Here is a 17145-nt window from a genome sequence, read left to right as displayed (position 1 = left end):
ACTCTTCCGATTCACTGTATGAAACCACGGGGACCTCGGAATCATGCCCGCATGGCCGCATGTTTCGCTCTGCGCGTACGGGCTGGACGCGAGCGCGCCGGATGTCCTCGTGGGAGCGCGCATCGGGGGAGTGTCGCAGGCTCTTCCGGGCACGTCGAAAGTATGATCGAAGATCGTGACCTCCGAGTACTCCGCTCATCATCTCCAGGTGCTGGAAGGCCTCGAGGCCGTCCGCAAGCGCCCCGGCATGTACATCGGGTCGAACGGATCGCCCGGCCTCATGCACTGCCTGTGGGAGATCATCGACAACGCCGTGGACGAGGCGGTCGCCGGCAACGGCACGCGCATCGACGTCATCCTGCACGGCGACGGCAGCGTCGAGGTCCAGGACCGCGGCCGCGGCGTGCCGGTCGACGTCGAGCCCCGCACGGGCCTGTCCGGCGTCGAGGTCGTCTACACGAAGCTCCACGCGGGCGGGAAGTTCGGCGGCGGCTCGTACGCCGCCTCCGGCGGACTCCACGGCGTCGGCGCGTCGGTCGTGAACGCCCTGTCCGAGCGCCTCGACGTCGAGGTCGACCGCGACGGCAAGACCTGGGCGATGTCGTTCCACCGCGGCGAGCCCGGGCGCTTCGCGGACACCGGCGAGCCGACGCCCGAGGCGCCGTTCACGCCCTTCGAGGAGCGCAGCGAGCTGCGCGTCGTCGGCAAGGTCGCCAAGGGCGTCACCGGCACGCGTGTGCGGTACTGGGCCGACCGGCAGATCTTCACGAAGGACGCGGCGTTCCAGGTCGACGAGCTCGTCACGCGCGCGCGGCAGACGGCGTTCCTCGTGCCGGGGCTCGAGATCGTGATCCGCGACGAGCGCGGAGACGAGCCGACGGAGACGTCGTACCGCTTCGACGGCGGCATCTCCGAGTTCGTGCACTTCCTCGCGACCGACGCGCCCGTGACCGACGACTGGCGCTTCCAGGGCTCCGGCACGTACACCGAGACGGTGCCGATGCTGCAGCCCGACGGATCGATGCGATCCACGGATGTCCAGCGCGAGTGCAGCGTCGACATCGCGCTGCGCTGGGGCACGGGGTACGACACGATCATCCGCTCGTTCGTCAACATCATCTCCACGCCCAAGGGCGGCACGCACCAGCAGGGCTTCGAGCAGGAGCTGCTCAAGCAGCTGCGCGCGGAGGTCGAGAAGAACGCACGGCGTCTCAAGGTCGGCCAGAACGACCGCGTCGAGAAGGACGACGTGCTGGCCGGTCTCACGGCGGTCCTCACGGTGTCGGTGCCGGAGCCGCAGTTCGAGGGCCAGACGAAGGAGGTGCTCGGGACGCCCGCCGTCCGCGCGATCGTCGCGAAGGTCGTCCGCGAGGGCCTCAAGGAGCGCTTCACCTCGACGCGCCGCGACGACAAGAACCAGACGTCGATGCTCCTCGACAAGGTCGTCGCCGAGATGAAGGCACGTGTGTCGGCGCGCGCCCACAAGGAGACGCAGCGCCGCAAGAACGCGCTCGAGAGCTCGTCGCTCCCGGCCAAGCTCATCGACTGCCGCTCGAGCGACGTGTCGAACTCCGAGCTGTTCATCGTCGAGGGCGATTCGGCGCTCGGCACGGCCCGCCGCGCTCGCGACAGCGAGTTCCAGGCCCTTCTGCCCATCCGCGGGAAGATCCTCAACACGCAGAAGGCCTCGATCGGCGACATGCTCTCGAACGCCGAGTGCGCCTCGATCATCCAGGTCGTGGGCGCGGGCTCCGGGCGGACGTTCGACATCGACGCCGCGCGCTACGGCAAGGTCATCATGATGAGCGACGCCGACGTCGACGGCGCGCACATCCGCACCCTGCTGCTGACCCTCTTCTACCGGTACCTCCGGCCCCTCATCGAGCACGGCAGGGTGTACGCGGCCGTTCCGCCGCTGCACCGCGTGATCGTCATGAACCCCGGCTCGAAGCCCAATGAGACGATCTACACCTACAGCGACGCCGAGCTCACGCGCCTCCTCGCGCGACTGCAGAAGCAGGGCAAGCGCTGGCAGGAGCCCATCCAGCGCTACAAGGGACTCGGCGAGATGGACGCGGACCAGCTCGCGGAGACGACGATGCAGCGCGACGGCCGCCTCCTGCGCCGCGTGCGCATGGAGGACGCCGAGGCCGCGGGCCGCGTGTTCGAGATGCTCATGGGCAACGAGGTCGCCCCGCGCCGCGAGTTCATCATCGACTCCGCCGACCGCCTGGACCGCGAGTCGATCGACGTCTAGGACGCGCCCTCGGCCGAGCGCCGGTCCTAGACGAGCGTCCGGCCGATCGAGGCGACGACGGATTCGAGCGGCTGCCCCGACGCGTCGCGCTTCGAGAGGGTCTGCGGGAGCTTCCGCACCGACCCGTTCGCGTCCACCGCGAGGGCGGGGTCGGGGCCGACCCACGCGAGCGTCAGCCGGTCCTCGCCCCGGAGGAAGGCGTGCGCGCGGACGCCGCCCGTCGCGCGGCCCTTGCCGGGGAACTCCGAGAAGTCCGAGATCTTCGCCCGCCCCGTGTCGGCGCCCGCGAGCATCCCCTCGGCGCCCGACACCGTGACGACGACCGTGTCGTCGCCGGTCGCGGCACCGAAGAAGAGCACGGCGCCCTTCGCGCTGAGCTTGATCCCGGCCATGCCGCCTGCCGCGGCCCCCTGGGGGCGCACCGAGGAGGCGGCGAAGCGCAGCAGCTGCGCGTCGGTCGTGATGAAGACGAGCTCGGCGTCGTCGGGTGCCGACGCCGCGCCCACGACCTCGTCCCCGGGCTTGAGCGCGATGACCTCGAGCTCGGGCTTCGCCGGCAGCGCGGACGGGACGATCCGCTTCACGACGCCCTGCGCGGTGCCGATGGCGACCGGAGCGTCGTCGTCGAGCTTCACGAGCGCGAGGATCCGCTCGCTGCGGTCGGCGAGCCCGATGTAGTCGTGCAGCTTGACGCCCACGCCCAGCTGCACCGCGTTCGGCGGCACCGACGGCAGGTCGACGGGGTGGAACCGCACGATGCGCCCGCGGCTCGTGAGCGCGCCGGCCTCGCCGCGGACGGTGGTCTGGACCGTCGAGAGGATCGCATCGTGCTTGCTCCGCCTCGACGGCGCCGCGAGCTGCTGGCCCTCCGGGACCTCGACGCGCACCGCGCGCCCCGTCGTCGACAGCGCCACGAGCGTGGGGCCATCCGCGATCTGGAGGTCGACATCCGAGGTCTGCCGCGTGCGCGCCGCGGCGGGCTTCGCGTTCATGAGGAGCGTGCGCCGCGGCGTGCCGTACTTGTCGACGACCGCGTCCAGCTCCGCCGCCACCTGCCTGCGCAGCAGCGCATCGGAGCCGAGGAGCTCCTCGAGGTGCGCGATCTCGGCGAGCAGCTCGTCGCGCTCCTTCTCGAGCTCGATGCGCGAGAACTTCGTGAGGCGGCGCAGGCGCAGCTCGAGGATGTACTCGGCCTGCACGTCGTCGAGATCGAACACCTGGCACAGGCGCGTGCGGGCCTGCTCGGAGTCGTCGGACGTGCGGATGACCTGGATGACCTCGTCGATGTCGAGGATGGCCACGAGCAGGCCGCGCACGAGGTGCAGGCGCTCCTGACGCCGCGCGAGGCGGAAGCGGCTGCGGCGCGTCACCACCTGCAGGCGGTGCTCGACGTAGACCCGCAGGAGCTCGACGAGGCCGAGCGTGTGCGGCCGTCCGCCGACGAGGGCGACGTTGTTGAAGTTGAAGGAGTCCTCGAGCGGCGTGAGGCGGTAGAGCCGCTCGAGCACCGCCTGCGGGTCGAAGCCCGTCTTCACCCCGATGACGATGCGCAGCCCGTTGTTGCGGTCGGTGAGGTCGGTGACATCGCTGATGCCCTGGAGCTTCTTGGACTGGACGGCGTCCTTGAGCTTCTCGATCACGCGCTCGGGCCCGACCATGTAGGGCAGCTCCGTGACGACGATGCCCGTGCGGCGGGGGCCGATCTGCTCGATCGACACCTTCCCCCGCACCTTGATCGCGCCGCGGCCGGTCTCGTACGCGTCTCGGATCCCGTCGAGGCCGACGACGATGCCGCCCGAGGGGAAGTCCGGCCCCGGGACGAACTCCATGAGCTGGTCGAGGGTCGCGTCGGGGTTCTCGAGGAGGAAGTTGGCGGCCGCGACGACCTCGGTGAGGTTGTGCGGAGCCATGTTCGTCGCCATGCCGACGGCGATCCCCGTCGTGCCGTTCACGAGGAGGTTGGGGTAGGCGGCCGGCAGGACGTCGGGCTGCTGGAACTGCCCGTCGTAGTTGGGGATGAAGTCGACGACATCCTCGTCGAGGTTCTCGGTCATCGCCATGGCGGCGGCCGCGAGGCGCGCCTCGGTGTACCGGGCCGCCGCGGGGCCGTCGTCGAGCGAGCCGAAGTTGCCGTGCCCGTCGACGAGCGGCACGCGCAGCGCGAAGTCCTGCGCGAGGCGCACGAGGGCGTCGTAGATGGCGGTGTCGCCGTGCGGGTGGAGCTTTCCCATCACCTCGCCGACGACGCGCGCGCTCTTCACATGGCCGCGGTCGGGGCGCAGCCCCATCTCGGCCATCTGGTAGAGGATGCGGCGCTGCACGGGCTTGAGGCCGTCGCGCGCATCCGGCAGGGCCCGCGAGTAGATGACGGAGTAGGCGTACTCGAGGTACGACCCCTGCATCTCCGACTCGAGGTCGATGTCCTCGATGCGCTCCTCGACCGGCGTGGCGTCGGATGCCTGCTTGCGCGCCATTCAGCCCTCTCCTCGGGTGGGACGGATCCCGGGGCGTGCGGCGCGCGCCCGCGGGCGGAGGGCGACGGCGCGCAGCTCCGCTGTGGGAGACTGGCCCGGATGTCCCTCATCGTACCGGCGGGCCCCCTGAACGCCCGGAGCCTCACCGAGGTCGCGCAGGAGTCCCTGCGCTCGCTCGACGGAGGAGGGGAGTGGCTGCCCGCCGCGACTTCCGCGGTCATCGTCGTCGTCGACGGCCTCGGATCGATCCAGCTGCGAGCCCATGCCGGGCACGCGCGACGTCTCGCGGGCGCCATGGCCAAGAAGGATGTCGCGCGCAGCGTGTTCCCGTCGACGACGGCCGCGGCGCTCACGAGCACGCTCACCGGCGCCTGGCCGGGAGAGCACGGACTCGTCGGCTACCGCGTCCTCGACCCCGCACAGGGGGTGCTCGCCAACCAGCTGAACGGCTACGAGCGCGACGGCCTCGACCCCGTCACGTGGCAGCGCGCGACGACCGTCTTCGAGCGCGCGCACGCCGACGGCCGCGCGGCGTTCGCGGTCGGGCTCGCGGAGTTCGCGGGCAGCGGCTTCACCGCTGCCGTCCTGCGCGGCGCGCGCTACATCGCGGAGGACGGCGTCCGGGCGCGCCTCGCGACCGCGTACGGGCTCGCGAGCGCTCACCCCGGCTCGGTCGTCTACTGCTACCTGCCCGAGGTCGACAAGGCCGGCCACCGGCACGGCGTCGCCTCGGACGCGTGGGTCGCCGCCCTGGAGGACGTCGACGCCGCGTTCGCCGCGCCCGTCCCCGCGGGCGTCGGCGTCGTCGTGACCGCCGACCACGGGATGATCGACGTGCCCCGGCACCGGCACATCCTCCTCCGCGACGGAGACCCGCGACTCGACGGGGTGGCGCTCGTCGGCGGCGAGCCGCGCCTGCTGCATCTCTACCTCGAGGACGACGCGCGGGCCGACGAGGTCGCGGACGTCTGGCGCCGCGCAGCCGAGGGGACGGCCGACATCGCCACGCGCGCGGAGGCGATCGCCTCCGGTCTCTTCGGCGACGTCCATCCTGATGCCGAGGCGCGCATCGGCGACGTGCTCGTCGCGGCGCGCGGGACGTGGGCGTTCTACGACGACCGCCTGGACGACAAGCGTCCGCAGGACATGGTGGGTCAGCACGGGTCGACGACCCCCGAGGAGGTGACCGTGCCGCTGATCCGCCTCGGCTCCTACGCGCGCTGAGGCTCAGTCGTCCGCGCGGGCTCCGAAGACGATCTCGTCCCACGAGGGCATGGACGCGCGCCCTCGACGACGCGGGGTCTCCGGCTCGGGCTGCGGTGCGGGCTGCTCCGGCTCCGACTCCGAGCGGTATCCCGGCTCGAGCGCATCGAAGAGCGCGACCGGAGCGGGCCCGTGATCCTCGCCATCGGCCTCGGCCGGCGGCGTCTCCTCCATCTCGAGGACGGGAGCGCTCTCGCGCTGGCCCCGGCGGCGTCGCAGCGCCTCCAGGAGGTCGGCGGTCTCGGAGCTCGGCCCCTCCGCGCTGGGAGCGCGCTTCGTCGCGGCCTCGCGCACCGACGGGATCGACCGGGTCATGCCGTCGGTCGCGGTGTCCTGCTCGGGGAGCCTGCGGGGCCCGAAGGCGCCGGAGTCGAAGCGATCCTCGTCCGCGGGCTCGACGACCTCGAGCGCGCGCAGGCGGGGGATGAGCCCCTCCGGGAGCGGGCCCTGCCGCGACAGCTGCGTGGCGTCGCCGTTGAGGGGCGCGAGGGCGCTGCGCCGCGGGTCGAAGCTCCACCGGGCGTCGTGGTCGACCTCCGCGGCCGAGAACTCGAGCTTGACGATCCAGCCGGTCTCGTCCTTCCAGCTCGTCCAGCGCTCGCCCGACGCGTCGAGGTCCGCGAGCTTCGAGCGGATGGCCTCGCCGAAGGTCGGATTCTGGTCGCCGGCGAGGTCGACCCCCATGAGCACGGGGACCGCGAGGGCGCGGCCCACGATGTGCTCGCGCTCGGCGAGCACGGGGCCCTCGAAGCGGCGGACGTCCTCGACGCGCGCGCCGAGGAGCTCCGCGACCTGCTCTGCCGTGAGTCCCGCGCGGATGTGCTGCTGGATGTCGCGAGGGCTCGCCGTCGGCGCGTGGGGCTCCTCGCGATGCGCCGCGCGGTCGATCCGGCGCAGCTCGGAACGCAGCAGGTCGTCCACGGGGAGCGTGAAGCGCTGCCCCGACTCGTTCGCCAGGACGAGCTTGCCGTCCTCGGTCCCCACGATCGTGAGCTGATCCATGCTCTTGCTCCTCACACGATGACAATCGGTGTCCCGACATGGTTTCACGCGCGGTGGCTCGCAGGCGGGAATACCGCGGGCGCGCCGCGAGTTTCATCGCGAGCACGGACGGACGCCCGACGGCGACGCGCTGAGCATTTGCGAAAGCCGCGGGCGTCGTGCAAACTATCGCCGCCCCGCCCGATGGCGGGGATGTGCAACACCCGATGACGAAAGAAGTGACGCCCTCCGATGGCAACCGACTACGACGCCCCACGCAAGAGCGAAGACGACAACAACGAGTCGATCGAGGCGCTCAAGGCGCGCCGCCCCGACAACGCGGGATCCATCGACTCGGAGGACGCGGACAACCCGTCGAGCTTCGACCTGCCGGGCGCCGACCTGTCCAATGTCGAGCTCGATGTCGTCGTGCTCCCGCCGCAGGAGGATGAGTTCACCTGCATGAGCTGCTTCCTCGTGAAGCACCGCTCGCAGCTCGACCACGACGGCGCCGACGGGCCTATCTGCCGCGACTGCGCTGCGTGATCTGCGCGCGCACCACGGCCGCCGCGAGGCGGTCGGGGGTGCGCGTGGAGATCGTCCACGACGAGACGGGATCGTCCGGGTCGATGACCGGGACCACGACGACCGGGTCGATCCCGCCTCGCACGAGATACCATCCGCGCGGGTCGAGCCCGGCTCCCCGCGCCGCCTTCGCCTCGTCGCCCGTGAGCGCCGCCGGCTCGCCGAGGAGCTCCACCTCGATGCGCGCCCGCCCTGCGCGCAGCATGCCGTCGCGCACCTCCACGACGGGCGACGATGCGATGAGCAGGGCGATGACGCCGACGGCCACGATCGCCCCCAGCGCGAGGGCGATCGACGGATCGAGGCGCACGAAGACGAGCGACACCATGGGCGCGGCGATCGCGGCCGACGCGAGCAGCCAGAGCGACGGGGAGAGCCGCTCGCGGTAGACGGCGGCGGCGCCCGCGGCCGACGCGCTGTTCGGGGACGACACTGTGTTCTGCATTACCCTCGTTGCGTGACCGATATCGTTGACGTCCCCATTGTCGCATCAGAGGCTCCCGCGTACGCGCACCCCGGCGACGCCGGGGCGGACCTCGTCGCGAGCGAGTCGGTGCTCCTCGAGCCGGGAGAGCGTGCGCTCGTCGGCACCGGCGTGCGCATCGCGCTGCCCGAGGGCTACGCCGCGTTCGTCGTCCCGCGCAGCGGGCTCGCGGCCAAGCACGGCATCACGATCGTGAACGCGCCGGGCACGATCGATGCGGGCTACCGGGGCGAGATCAAGGTCGCCCTCCTGAACACCGACGCCCGAGAGGCGTACCAGATCACCGCGGGGGACCGCATCGCTCAGCTCATCCTGATGCCCGTCCCGCGCGCCCGATTCATCCCGGTCGACGAGCTCCCCGACTCCGTGCGCGGGGTCGGCGGATTCGGCTCGACCGGCTACGAGACACGAGGAGTGGCATGAGCGACGAGAGCGCGCCGCAGAACGACGAGATCGCCGTCCCCGAGGGCGAGGCCGCGCCCGCGACGACCCGCAACCGCGCCGAGGAGGGGCCGTTCGACGAGAGCGAGGCCAACCCGGTCCGCCCGTACATCGATCTCGGCGGCATCAAGATCCTGCCGCGCGAGGGCCTCAACCTCCGGCTCGAGGTCGAGGAGCAGTCCAAGCGCATCGTCGCGGTCGGGCTCGACTACGCCGAGTCCACGCTCCAGGTCCAGCCGTTCGCGGCGCCGCGGTCCAGCGGACTGTGGGATGAGACGCGAGACCAGATCCGCGACCAGGTGCGTCAGCAGGGCGGGCGGGTCGAGGAGCGCGAGGGACCCCTCGGCCCCGAGCTCCTCGCCGAGGTGCCGGTCGTCGCGGGCGGCGGCAGCGCGGAGAAGCGCCTCGCCCGCTTCATCGGAGTGGACGGCCCGCGCTGGTTCCTGCGCGGCGTCGTGGGCGGGCGCGCGACGAGCGACCCCGAGGCGGCGGAGCGGATCGAGGACCTCTTCCGCTCGATCGTCGTCGTGCGCGGCGGCGCTCCCATGCCGCCGCGCGACCTCATCCCGCTCAAGATGCCGCAGACGCCGGGCGCGGCGTGACCGGACAGGACGACCGGGGGGACGAGACGCCTCTCGAGCCGCCGCGCGCGTCCGACGCACTCGGAGCGGCACTCGGCGACGCCGCGCGCCGCATGGGGCTGGACCCCGCTGAGGAGCGGAGCACCGGCCACGTCGTCTGGAAGGCGATGGGCGGCTGGCGCGGCGTGCTCGAGTCGGTGCTGCCGAGCCTCGCCTTCGTCGTCCTCTTCACGCTGCGGCCCGACGCCCTCGCTCTCGCGCTCGGGGTCTCGGTCGGCGTCGCGGCGGTGTTCACGGTCGTGCGTCTCGTCCAGAAGTCGCCCCCTTCCGCCGCGATCGGAGGCCTCGTCGCGGCCGCCGCCGCGGCGGCGCTCGCGCTGTGGACGGGGCGCGGCGAGGACAACTTCGTCCCGGGGTTCCTGACGAACGGCCTCTACGGCACGGCGCTGCTCGTCTCGGCGCTCGTCGGCTGGTCGCTCATCGGCCTCGCGGCCGGCTTCCTGATGGGCGAGGGGACGGCGTGGCGCGCCGACCGGCGCAAGCGGCGGGTGTTCTTCTGGCTGGGCATCGCATGGGCCGCGCTCTTCTTCACGCGGCTCGCCGTGCAGCTGCCGCTCTACTTCGCGGGCGACGTCACGGCCCTCGGCACTCTCAAGATCGTCATGGGCCTGCCGCTGTTCGCGCCCATGGTCGCCGTCACCTGGCTCGCGGTGCGCGCGCTGTACGGCCGACGCGAAGGCTGAGCGCGGCGCGACGGGGACCGACCGCGGGCGCGTGGTAGATTTATCTTGACATCGAGATAAATTGCGCACTTCGGGGAACCTGTCGCCCGGCCGCGGCCGGTAAGGTCCGCCTTCCTAGCCGACGCGCTCAGCGGCGAGCATGATGGGGGCGTAAGTGCGCGGTCGACCAGGAGGAGACAGCCCGTGTCCACGGTGAACAGCTTCGGTGCGAAGAGCACCCTGACGGTCGGCAGCACCGACTACGAGATCTTCCGCCTCGACGCGGTCGCCGGCTTCGAGAAGCTCCCCTTCAGCCTCAAGGTCCTCCTCGAGAACCTGCTTCGCACCGAGGACGGCGCGAACATCACCAAGGAGCAGATCAGCGCCCTGGGCTCGTGGGACCCGAATGCCGAGCCGAACACGGAGATCCAGTTCACGCCGGCTCGCGTCGTGATGCAGGACTTCACGGGCGTGCCCTGCATCGTCGACCTCGCGACCATGCGCGAGGCCGTCACGGCCCTCGGCGGCGACCCCGACAGGATCAACCCGCTCTCGCCCGCCGAGATGGTCATCGACCACTCGGTCATCGCCGACCTCTTCGGCACCGAGAACGCCCTCGAGCGCAACGTCGAGATCGAGTACGAGCGCAACGGCGAGCGCTACCAGTTCCTCCGCTGGGGCCAGACCGCGTTCCAGGACTTCAAGGTCGTTCCCCCTGGCACCGGCATCGTGCACCAGGTGAACATCGAGCACCTGGCGAAGGTCGTCTACGACCGCACGGTCGACGGCGTTCTGCGCGCCTACCCCGACACCTGCGTCGGCACCGACTCGCACACCACCATGGTCAACGGCCTCGGCGTGCTGGGCTGGGGCGTCGGCGGCATCGAGGCCGAGGCGGCCATGCTCGGCCAGCCGGTGTCGATGCTCATCCCGCGCGTCGTGGGCTTCAAGCTCACGGGCGACATCCCCGCCGGCGTGACCGCGACCGACGTCGTGCTCACGATCACCGACATGCTGCGCAAGCACGGCGTGGTCGGCAAGTTCGTCGAGTTCTACGGCGAGGGCGTCGCCTCGGTGCCGCTGGCCAACCGCGCCACGATCGGCAACATGAGCCCCGAGTTCGGCTCGACGGCGGCCATGTTCCCGATCGACGACGTGACGCTCGACTACCTGCGCCTCACCGGGCGCGACGAGCAGACGGTCGCCCTGGTCGAGGCGTACGCCAAGGAGCAGCACCTCTGGCACGACCCGTCGCGCGAGCTCGTCTTCAGCGAGTACATGGAGCTGGACCTCGGCACCGTCGTGCCCTCGATCGCGGGTCCGAAGCGCCCGCAGGACCGCATCCTGCTGTCGGAGGCCAAGCCGCAGTTCCAGAAGGACATCCTCAACTACGCCTCGCTCCCCGAGGACACGGTCGAGGTCGAGGGCACCTTCCCGGCGTCCGACCCCGGCACCACCCCCGGCGTGGAGCACGAGCACGTGCCGGCGAACGGCGTGTCGCACCAGCACGAGGAGCAGCACGCGGCGCACGCCGAGCACGTGGCGGCCGGCCTGCTCGCGAGCGGCGAGCGGCACGCGGCGTCGCAGCCGGTGAAGGTGACCACGCCGGAGGGCGAGTCGTACCTCCTGGACAACGGGGCGGTCACCCTGGCCGCCATCACGTCGTGCACCAACACCTCGAACCCGTCGGTCATGATCGCCGCAGGCCTCCTCGCCCGCAAGGCGCGCGAGAAGGGCCTCACGCGCAAGCCGTGGGTGAAGACGACGCTGGGCCCTGGCTCGAAGGTCGTGACGGACTACTACGAGAAGTCCGGCCTCGACAAGGACCTCGAGGGTCTCGGCTTCTACACGGTCGGCTACGGCTGCACGATCTGCATCGGCAACTCGGGGCCGCTCATCGAGGAGGTCTCCGAGGCGATCAACGAGAACGACCTGGCCGTGACGGCCGTCCTCTCGGGCAACCGCAACTTCGAGGGCCGCATCAGCCCCGACGTGAAGATGAACTACCTCGCGAGCCCGCCGCTCGTGGTGGCCTACGCTCTGGCCGGCTCGATGAACTTCGACTTCGAGACCGACCCCCTCGGCAAGGACGAGAACGGCGACGACGTCTTCCTCAAGGACGTGTGGCCGTCGCCCGACGAGGTGCAGGAGATCATCGACTCGTCGATCTCGCGCGAGCAGTTCATCAAGCAGTACGCCACGGTGTTCGATGGCGACGAGCGCTGGAAGAACCTGCCCACCCCGACCGGCCCGGTGTTCGAGTGGGACGAGAGCTCGACGTACGTGCGCAAGGCTCCGTACTTCGACGGCATGACGATGGAGCTCACCCCGGTCGAGGACATCACCGGCGCTCGCGTGCTCGCGACGCTCGGCGACTCCGTGACGACCGACCACATCAGCCCCGCCGGCAACATCAAGGCCGGCACGCCGGCCGCGCAGTACCTGACCGAGCACGGCGTCGCGCAGCGCGACTTCAACTCGTACGGCTCGCGCCGCGGCAACCATGAGGTGATGATCCGAGGCACGTTCGCGAACATCCGCCTGAAGAACGCGCTCGTGAAGGCGGTCAACGACGGCCAGCAGATCGAGGGCGGCTACACGCGCGACTTCACGCAGCCCGAGGGTCCGCAGTCGTTCATCTACGACGCGAGCCAGAACTACCAGGCCCAGGGCACGCCGCTGGTCATCTTCGGCGGCAAGGAGTACGGCTCGGGGTCGTCGCGCGACTGGGCGGCCAAGGGCACGCGCCTGCTCGGAGTCAAGGCCGTGATCACCGAGAGCTTCGAGCGCATCCACCGCTCGAACCTCATCGGCATGGGCGTCGTCCCGCTGCAGTTCCCCGCCGGCGAGAGCTGGGAGTCGCTCGGTCTCGACGGCACCGAGATCGTCTCGATCGAGGGTCTCGAGCAGCTCAACGCGGGCGTCACGCCGAAGACCGTGAAGGTCACCGCCGCGCCGAGCGAGCACTCCGCTCCCGGCAAGGAGACCGTGGAGTTCGACGCGGTCGTCCGCATCGACACCCCCGGTGAGGCCGACTACTACCGCAACGGCGGCATCCTGCAGTACGTGCTGCGCAGCCTCGTCTGACGCATCGCGTCGCGCGCATCGACGGCCCCGGGAGCGATCCCGGGGCCGTCGTCGTCGCCGGGCCCGTCGCGCGCCGTCTCCCAGGTGCCCGGCGTAGGCTCGGAGCATGACTCTGCTCGACCGCATCCGGGGGCCCCGCGACCTCGACGCGCTCTCGCACGATGAGCTCGCGACGCTCGCGGAGGAGGTGCGCGCCTTCCTCATCGAGAACGTCGCGCGCACCGGCGGCCACCTCGGACCGAACCTCGGCGTCGTGGAGCTGACGATCGCGCTGCACCGCGTCTTCGACTCCCCGAGCGACCCGATCATCTGGGACACGGGGCACCAGTCCTACGTGCACAAGCTCCTGACCGGTCGGCAGGACTTCTCCGGCCTCCGCTCCCGAGGCGGCCTCGCGGGCTACCCGCAGCGCTCGGAGAGCGAGCACGACGTCGTCGAGTCCTCCCACGCGTCGAGCTCGCTGAGCTGGGCGGACGGCATCTCCCGCGCGTTCCAGCGCACGGGCCGCAGCGATCGGCATGTCGTGGCCGTCGTCGGCGACGGCGCGCTCACGGGCGGCATGACCTGGGAGGCGCTCAACAACATCACCGACGACAACGAGCGCAACCTCGTCATCGTCGTGAACGACAACGGCCGGTCGTATGCGCCGACCATCGGCGGCATGGCCCGCTACCTGAACCGCGTGCGCACGGGCGAGGTGTACCGCGACCTCGGCGAGAAGTCCGGTCGGCTCGCGGGCAAGTTCGGCGCGGCCGGCCGCGCGCTGTATCGCGGCGTGCGCGGGGGCACCCACGGCTTCCTGTCGCGTCTCACGAACAACAGCCAGCTGTACTCGCAGCTCGACATCAAGTACCTCGGCCCGGTCGACGGCCACGACCTGCCTGCGCTCATCGAGACGCTCGAGCTCGCGAAGGCGTTCGGCGCACCCGTGATCGTGCACGCGATCACCGAGAAGGGGCGCGGGTACCAGCCCGCCCTCGACGACGAGGCCGACCAGTTCCATGCCGTCGGGCGCATCGACCCCGCCACGGGCGACCCGATCGGCGCCTCCGCTGGCCGCGGCTGGACCGAGGTGTTCGCCGACGAGCTCGTGCAGGTGGGTGAGGAGCGCCCCGAGGTGATCGCGATCACGGCCGCGATGCTGCGGCCCACGGGACTCGCTCCGTTCGCCGAGCGCTTCCCCGATCGCGTGTACGACGTCGGGATCGCCGAGCAGCACGCGGTCGCGTCGGCCGCGGGGCTCGCCTACGGCGGCCTGCACCCCGTCGTCGCCCTGTACTCGACCTTCGTGAACCGCGCGTTCGACCAGGTCCTCATGGACGTCGCCCTGCACCGCGCCGGGGTGACGTTCGTCCTCGACCGCGCAGGCGTCACCGGCCCCGACGGGCCGAGCCACCACGGCATGTGGGACCTCGCGCTCCTGCACATCGTCCCGCACATCCGCCTCGCCGCGCCCCGCGATGGGGAGCGGCTGCGCGAGGAGCTGCGCGAGGCCGTCGCGGTCGATGACGCGCCCACCGTGGTCCGCTTCCCGAAGGGGGCGGTGGGCGAGGAGATCCCCGCCCTCGAGCGCCTTGCCGACGGCGTGGACGTCCTCGCGCGCGGTGACGAGGAGGACGTCCTCATCGTCGCGATCGGCACCTTCGCCGAGACCGCGCTCGACGTCGCACGGCGGCTCAGGGCACAGGGCATCGGCGCGACCGTCGTCGACCCGCGGTGGGTCGTCCCGGTTCCCGCGTCGATCGTCGATCTCGCCTCGCGTCACCGACTGGTCATCACCCTCGAGGACGGCATCCGCGTGGGCGGCATCGGGACGCGCGTGCGGCAGGTGCTGCGCGAGGCGGGCGTCGACACCGCGGTGGACGAGCTGGGCCTTCCTGACGCCTTCATCGACCACGCCTCGCGCGATCAGGTGCTCGCGGATGCGGGCCTCACGCCCGCGAAGATCGCCCAGGACGTCGTCGCGCAGGTGCTCGGCACCCGCGTGCCCGTCGCGCGGCCGGAGAAGGACGGCCGCGGCGTCCCGACCGTGACCGGACAGATCGGCCGCATCGCGAACAGCTCCTGAGACGCGACAGCGGGGCGCACCGTGTCGGTGCGCCCCGCTGTCGTCGCCTCGCTGGCCGTCTCAGGCGTCGACGCCGCGGATCACGGGATCGTGGAACGTGCCGCCGGACACGCGCTCGGATGCGCCGACGCGGTCGAGGTAGACCGAGGCGCCGCCGTCGATGAACGGCCATCCGGCGCCCAGGATGAGCGCGAGGTCGATGTCCTCGACCTCGGGGACGACGCCCTCGTCGAGCATGATCCGGATCTCGCGGGCGAGCTCGTCCTCGACGCGACGGAGGATCTCCTGCTCGGAGACGGGGGAGGAGCCGACCGAGAGCGCCTTCTGCGCGTCCTTCGTCCAGCCGGTGACCCGACCGGACCTGTCCTTCTCGACCGCCTGGGGCAGGTCGGCGAGAGCGTGCAGGTTCGCCGAGGCGTGGAAGCGGTCGGGGAAGTGCGACACCATCGTGTCCTGCACGTGGGCTGCGACCTTCCAGCCGACGAGGTCGATGAGCTGGAACGGCGTCATCGGGAGGCCGAGGGGCGCGAAGGCGCGCTCGACCGTCATGAGCGGCGTGCCTTCGTCGATCGCGCGTGCAGCCTCGCCCATGACCTTCGCGAGCAGGCGGTTGACGATGAAGCCCGGAGCGTCCGCCGAGCCGATCGCGTTCTTGCGGAGGTCCTTCGCGACCGCGTATGCCGTCGCGAGTGCCTCCTCGCTCGCCTGCGGCGTGCGGACGACCTCGATGAGCGGCATGATCGCGACCGGGTTGAAGAAGTGGAAGCCGACGAGGCGCTCGGGGTGCGCGAGCACCGAGGCGATCTCCTCGACCGAGAGCGACGACGTGTTCGTCGCGAGGATCGCCTCGGGAGAGACGATCCGCTCGATCTCGGCGAAGACGTCCTGCTTGACCTTCGTCTCCTCGAACACGGCCTCGATGACGAAGTCGCAGTCCGCGTACTCGGCCTTGTCGATCGTGCCGTGCACGAGCGCGCGGAGGCGATTCGCGGCGTCGCCGTCCAGCCGCCCCTTCTGCTCGAGCTTCGCGATCTCCTCGTGGATGTACGCGAGACCCTTGTCGACACGCGTCTGATCGACGTCGGTGATGAGCACGGGCACCTCGAGCCGGCGCAGGAACAGGAGTGCGAACTGGCTCGCCATGAGGCCCGCGCCGATGACGCCGACCTTCGTGACCTTGCGGGCGAGCGAGCGGTCGGGGGCGCCCACGGGCCGCTTCGCGCGCTTCTGCACGAGGTCGAACGCGTACATCGACGCGGCGAACTGATCGCCCGCGATGAGGTCGGCGAGCGCCTCGTCCTCGCGCGCGAATCCCTCGGCGCGGGTGCCGGAGCGCGCCTTGTCGAGCAGATCGAGCGCGCGGTAGGGCGCGCGGGGGACCGTGCCGATGCGGCTCTCGAGCATCCCGCGCGCGACCTTGATCGCGACGGGCCACTTCGTCAGGCGCTCGATCTTTCCCGGAGCGTTCCTGCGCTCGACCTTGATCGTCCCGGCGAGCACGCCGTCGGCCCAGGCGAGAGAGTCCTCGAGGTAGTTCGCGGGCGGGAAGATCGCATCGAAGATGCCGAGCTCGAATGCCTGCTGCGGCTTGAGCGTGCGGTTCTGCTTGAGCGGGTTCGAGATGACCACCTCGAGCGCGTTCTCGATCCCGATGAGGTTCGGGAGGAGATAGGCGCCGCCCCACCCGGGGACGAGCCCGAGGAACACCTCGGGCAGCGCGATCGCGGCTGCCGACGAGTCGACGGTCCGGTAGGTGGAGTTGAGGGCGATCTCCGTCCCGCCGCCGAGCGCCAGCCCGTTCACGAACGCGAACGACGGCACGCCGAGGTCCGACAGCTTGCCGAGGACGTGGTGGCCCTGCTGCGCGATGAGCAGCGCGTCCTTCCGCTCGCGCAGAGCGCTGATCTGCGACAGGTCGGCCCCTGCGGCGAAGATGTACGGCTTGCCCGTGATCGCCACCGCATCGATCTCGCCGGCCGCGGCGCGCGCCCGCAGCGTCTCGAGCGCGCCGTCGAGCTCCGCGAGCGTGCGCGGGCCGATCGTGTTCGGCCGCTTGTGGTCGCGCCCGTTGTGGAGCGTGATGAGCGCGATCGTGCGACCCCCGCGCGTGCGGATGTCGCTGACGAGGGAGTGCGTGACGACCTCGTCGGCCGTGAGCGCCTCGAGCCCGGAGAAGTCGATGGAGGAGTAGTCGGTCATCGT

General features: G+C 71.1%; 12 protein-coding genes. 8 read left to right on the top strand and 4 right to left on the bottom strand.

Going from position 1 to position 17145, the window contains the following annotated elements; genetic code table 11:
- Positions 1-175 precede the first annotated feature (175 nt).
- Complete coding sequence (locus ACWXWW_RS12930; protein ID WP_455970172.1) at positions 176-2257, top strand: DNA gyrase/topoisomerase IV subunit B; 2082 nt, start codon at positions 176-178, stop codon at positions 2255-2257.
- A gap of 26 nt (positions 2258-2283) precedes the next feature.
- On the opposite strand, the gene ACWXWW_RS12925 is transcribed toward ACWXWW_RS12930, so the two are convergent.
- On the bottom strand, positions 2284-4731 hold the full coding sequence (locus tag ACWXWW_RS12925; RefSeq protein ID WP_455970171.1) for a DNA gyrase/topoisomerase IV subunit A: 2448 nt from the start codon (positions 4729-4731) through the stop codon (positions 2284-2286).
- Between the two features lie 99 nt (positions 4732-4830).
- Here ACWXWW_RS12925 and ACWXWW_RS12920 point away from each other — a divergent pair, with 99 nt between their 5' ends.
- A complete protein-coding gene (locus ACWXWW_RS12920) occupies positions 4831-5955 on the top strand; it encodes an alkaline phosphatase family protein (protein WP_455970170.1) in 1125 nt (374 codons plus the stop codon).
- A gap of 3 nt (positions 5956-5958) precedes the next feature.
- Here the strand turns inward: ACWXWW_RS12920 and sepH are convergent, their stop codons facing one another.
- Positions 5959-6996, bottom strand: a complete 1038-nt coding sequence (gene sepH / locus ACWXWW_RS12915; RefSeq protein WP_455970169.1) for a septation protein SepH — start codon at positions 6994-6996, stop codon at positions 5959-5961.
- A 231-nt stretch (positions 6997-7227) separates the two neighbouring features.
- Between sepH and ACWXWW_RS12910 the strand changes: the two genes are divergently transcribed.
- Positions 7228-7521 (top strand): DUF4193 domain-containing protein, encoded by a 294-nt coding sequence (locus tag ACWXWW_RS12910; RefSeq protein WP_271172080.1) that lies wholly within the window; start codon positions 7228-7230, stop codon positions 7519-7521.
- Here ACWXWW_RS12910 and ACWXWW_RS12905 read toward each other — a convergent pair.
- On the bottom strand, positions 7496-8005 hold the full coding sequence (locus ACWXWW_RS12905; RefSeq protein WP_271172079.1) for a DUF3093 family protein: 510 nt from the start codon (positions 8003-8005) through the stop codon (positions 7496-7498). The two genes, ACWXWW_RS12910 and ACWXWW_RS12905, sit on opposite strands and share 26 nt — an antisense overlap.
- A gap of 12 nt (positions 8006-8017) precedes the next feature.
- On the opposite strand from ACWXWW_RS12905, the gene dut reads away from it, so the two are divergent.
- The 5 genes from dut (at position 8018) to dxs (ending at position 14943) form a co-directional block, all read left to right on the top strand.
- On the top strand, positions 8018-8467 hold the full coding sequence (gene dut / locus ACWXWW_RS12900; RefSeq protein ID WP_282977938.1) for a dUTP diphosphatase: 450 nt from the start codon (positions 8018-8020) through the stop codon (positions 8465-8467).
- Entirely contained in the window at positions 8464-9087 is a 624-nt protein-coding gene (locus ACWXWW_RS12895) for a DUF3710 domain-containing protein (protein WP_271172077.1), read from the top strand. The genes dut and ACWXWW_RS12895 overlap by 4 nt, the downstream gene beginning before the upstream one ends.
- On the top strand, positions 9084-9809 hold the full coding sequence (locus tag ACWXWW_RS12890; protein WP_282977937.1) for a DUF3159 domain-containing protein: 726 nt from the start codon (positions 9084-9086) through the stop codon (positions 9807-9809). The genes ACWXWW_RS12895 and ACWXWW_RS12890 overlap by 4 nt, the downstream gene beginning before the upstream one ends.
- A 183-nt stretch (positions 9810-9992) precedes the next feature.
- Positions 9993-12875: an aconitate hydratase gene (locus tag ACWXWW_RS12885; RefSeq protein ID WP_455970168.1), complete on the top strand. Its 2883-nt coding sequence runs from the start codon at positions 9993-9995 to the stop codon at positions 12873-12875.
- A 106-nt stretch (positions 12876-12981) separates the two neighbouring features.
- A complete protein-coding gene (gene dxs / locus ACWXWW_RS12880) occupies positions 12982-14943 on the top strand; it encodes a 1-deoxy-D-xylulose-5-phosphate synthase (RefSeq protein WP_282977933.1) in 1962 nt (653 codons plus the stop codon).
- Between the two features lie 60 nt (positions 14944-15003).
- On the opposite strand, the gene ACWXWW_RS12875 is transcribed toward dxs, so the two are convergent.
- The gene (locus tag ACWXWW_RS12875; protein WP_455970184.1) at positions 15004-17142 is read right to left on the bottom strand and encodes a 3-hydroxyacyl-CoA dehydrogenase NAD-binding domain-containing protein; all 2139 of its coding nucleotides are present in this window, start codon (positions 17140-17142) and stop codon (positions 15004-15006) included.
- Positions 17143-17145 lie beyond the last annotated feature (3 nt).

Source organism: Microbacterium sp. KNMS (genome assembly GCF_053851835.1).
This window is presented reverse-complemented; position numbering and strand designations above follow the sequence as displayed.

What these genes read in the sequence shown, in the direction of transcription:
- ACWXWW_RS12925 (WP_455970171.1), bottom strand. Translation starts at nt 4,731, where the DNA reads ATGGCGCGCAAGCAGGCATCCGACGCCACGCCGGTCGAGGAGCGCATC.
- ACWXWW_RS12920 (WP_455970170.1), top strand. Translation starts at nt 4,831, where the DNA reads ATGTCCCTCATCGTACCGGCGGGCCCCCTGAACGCCCGGAGCCTCACC.
- sepH (WP_455970169.1), bottom strand. Translation starts at nt 6,996, where the DNA reads ATGGATCAGCTCACGATCGTGGGGACCGAGGACGGCAAGCTCGTCCTG.
- ACWXWW_RS12910 (WP_271172080.1), top strand. Translation starts at nt 7,228, where the DNA reads ATGGCAACCGACTACGACGCCCCACGCAAGAGCGAAGACGACAACAAC.
- ACWXWW_RS12905 (WP_271172079.1), bottom strand. Translation starts at nt 8,005, where the DNA reads ATGCAGAACACAGTGTCGTCCCCGAACAGCGCGTCGGCCGCGGGCGCC.
- ACWXWW_RS12895 (WP_271172077.1), top strand. Translation starts at nt 8,464, where the DNA reads ATGAGCGACGAGAGCGCGCCGCAGAACGACGAGATCGCCGTCCCCGAG.
- dxs (WP_282977933.1), top strand. Translation starts at nt 12,982, where the DNA reads ATGACTCTGCTCGACCGCATCCGGGGGCCCCGCGACCTCGACGCGCTC.
- ACWXWW_RS12875 (WP_455970184.1), bottom strand. Translation starts at nt 17,142, where the DNA reads ATGACCGACTACTCCTCCATCGACTTCTCCGGGCTCGAGGCGCTCACG.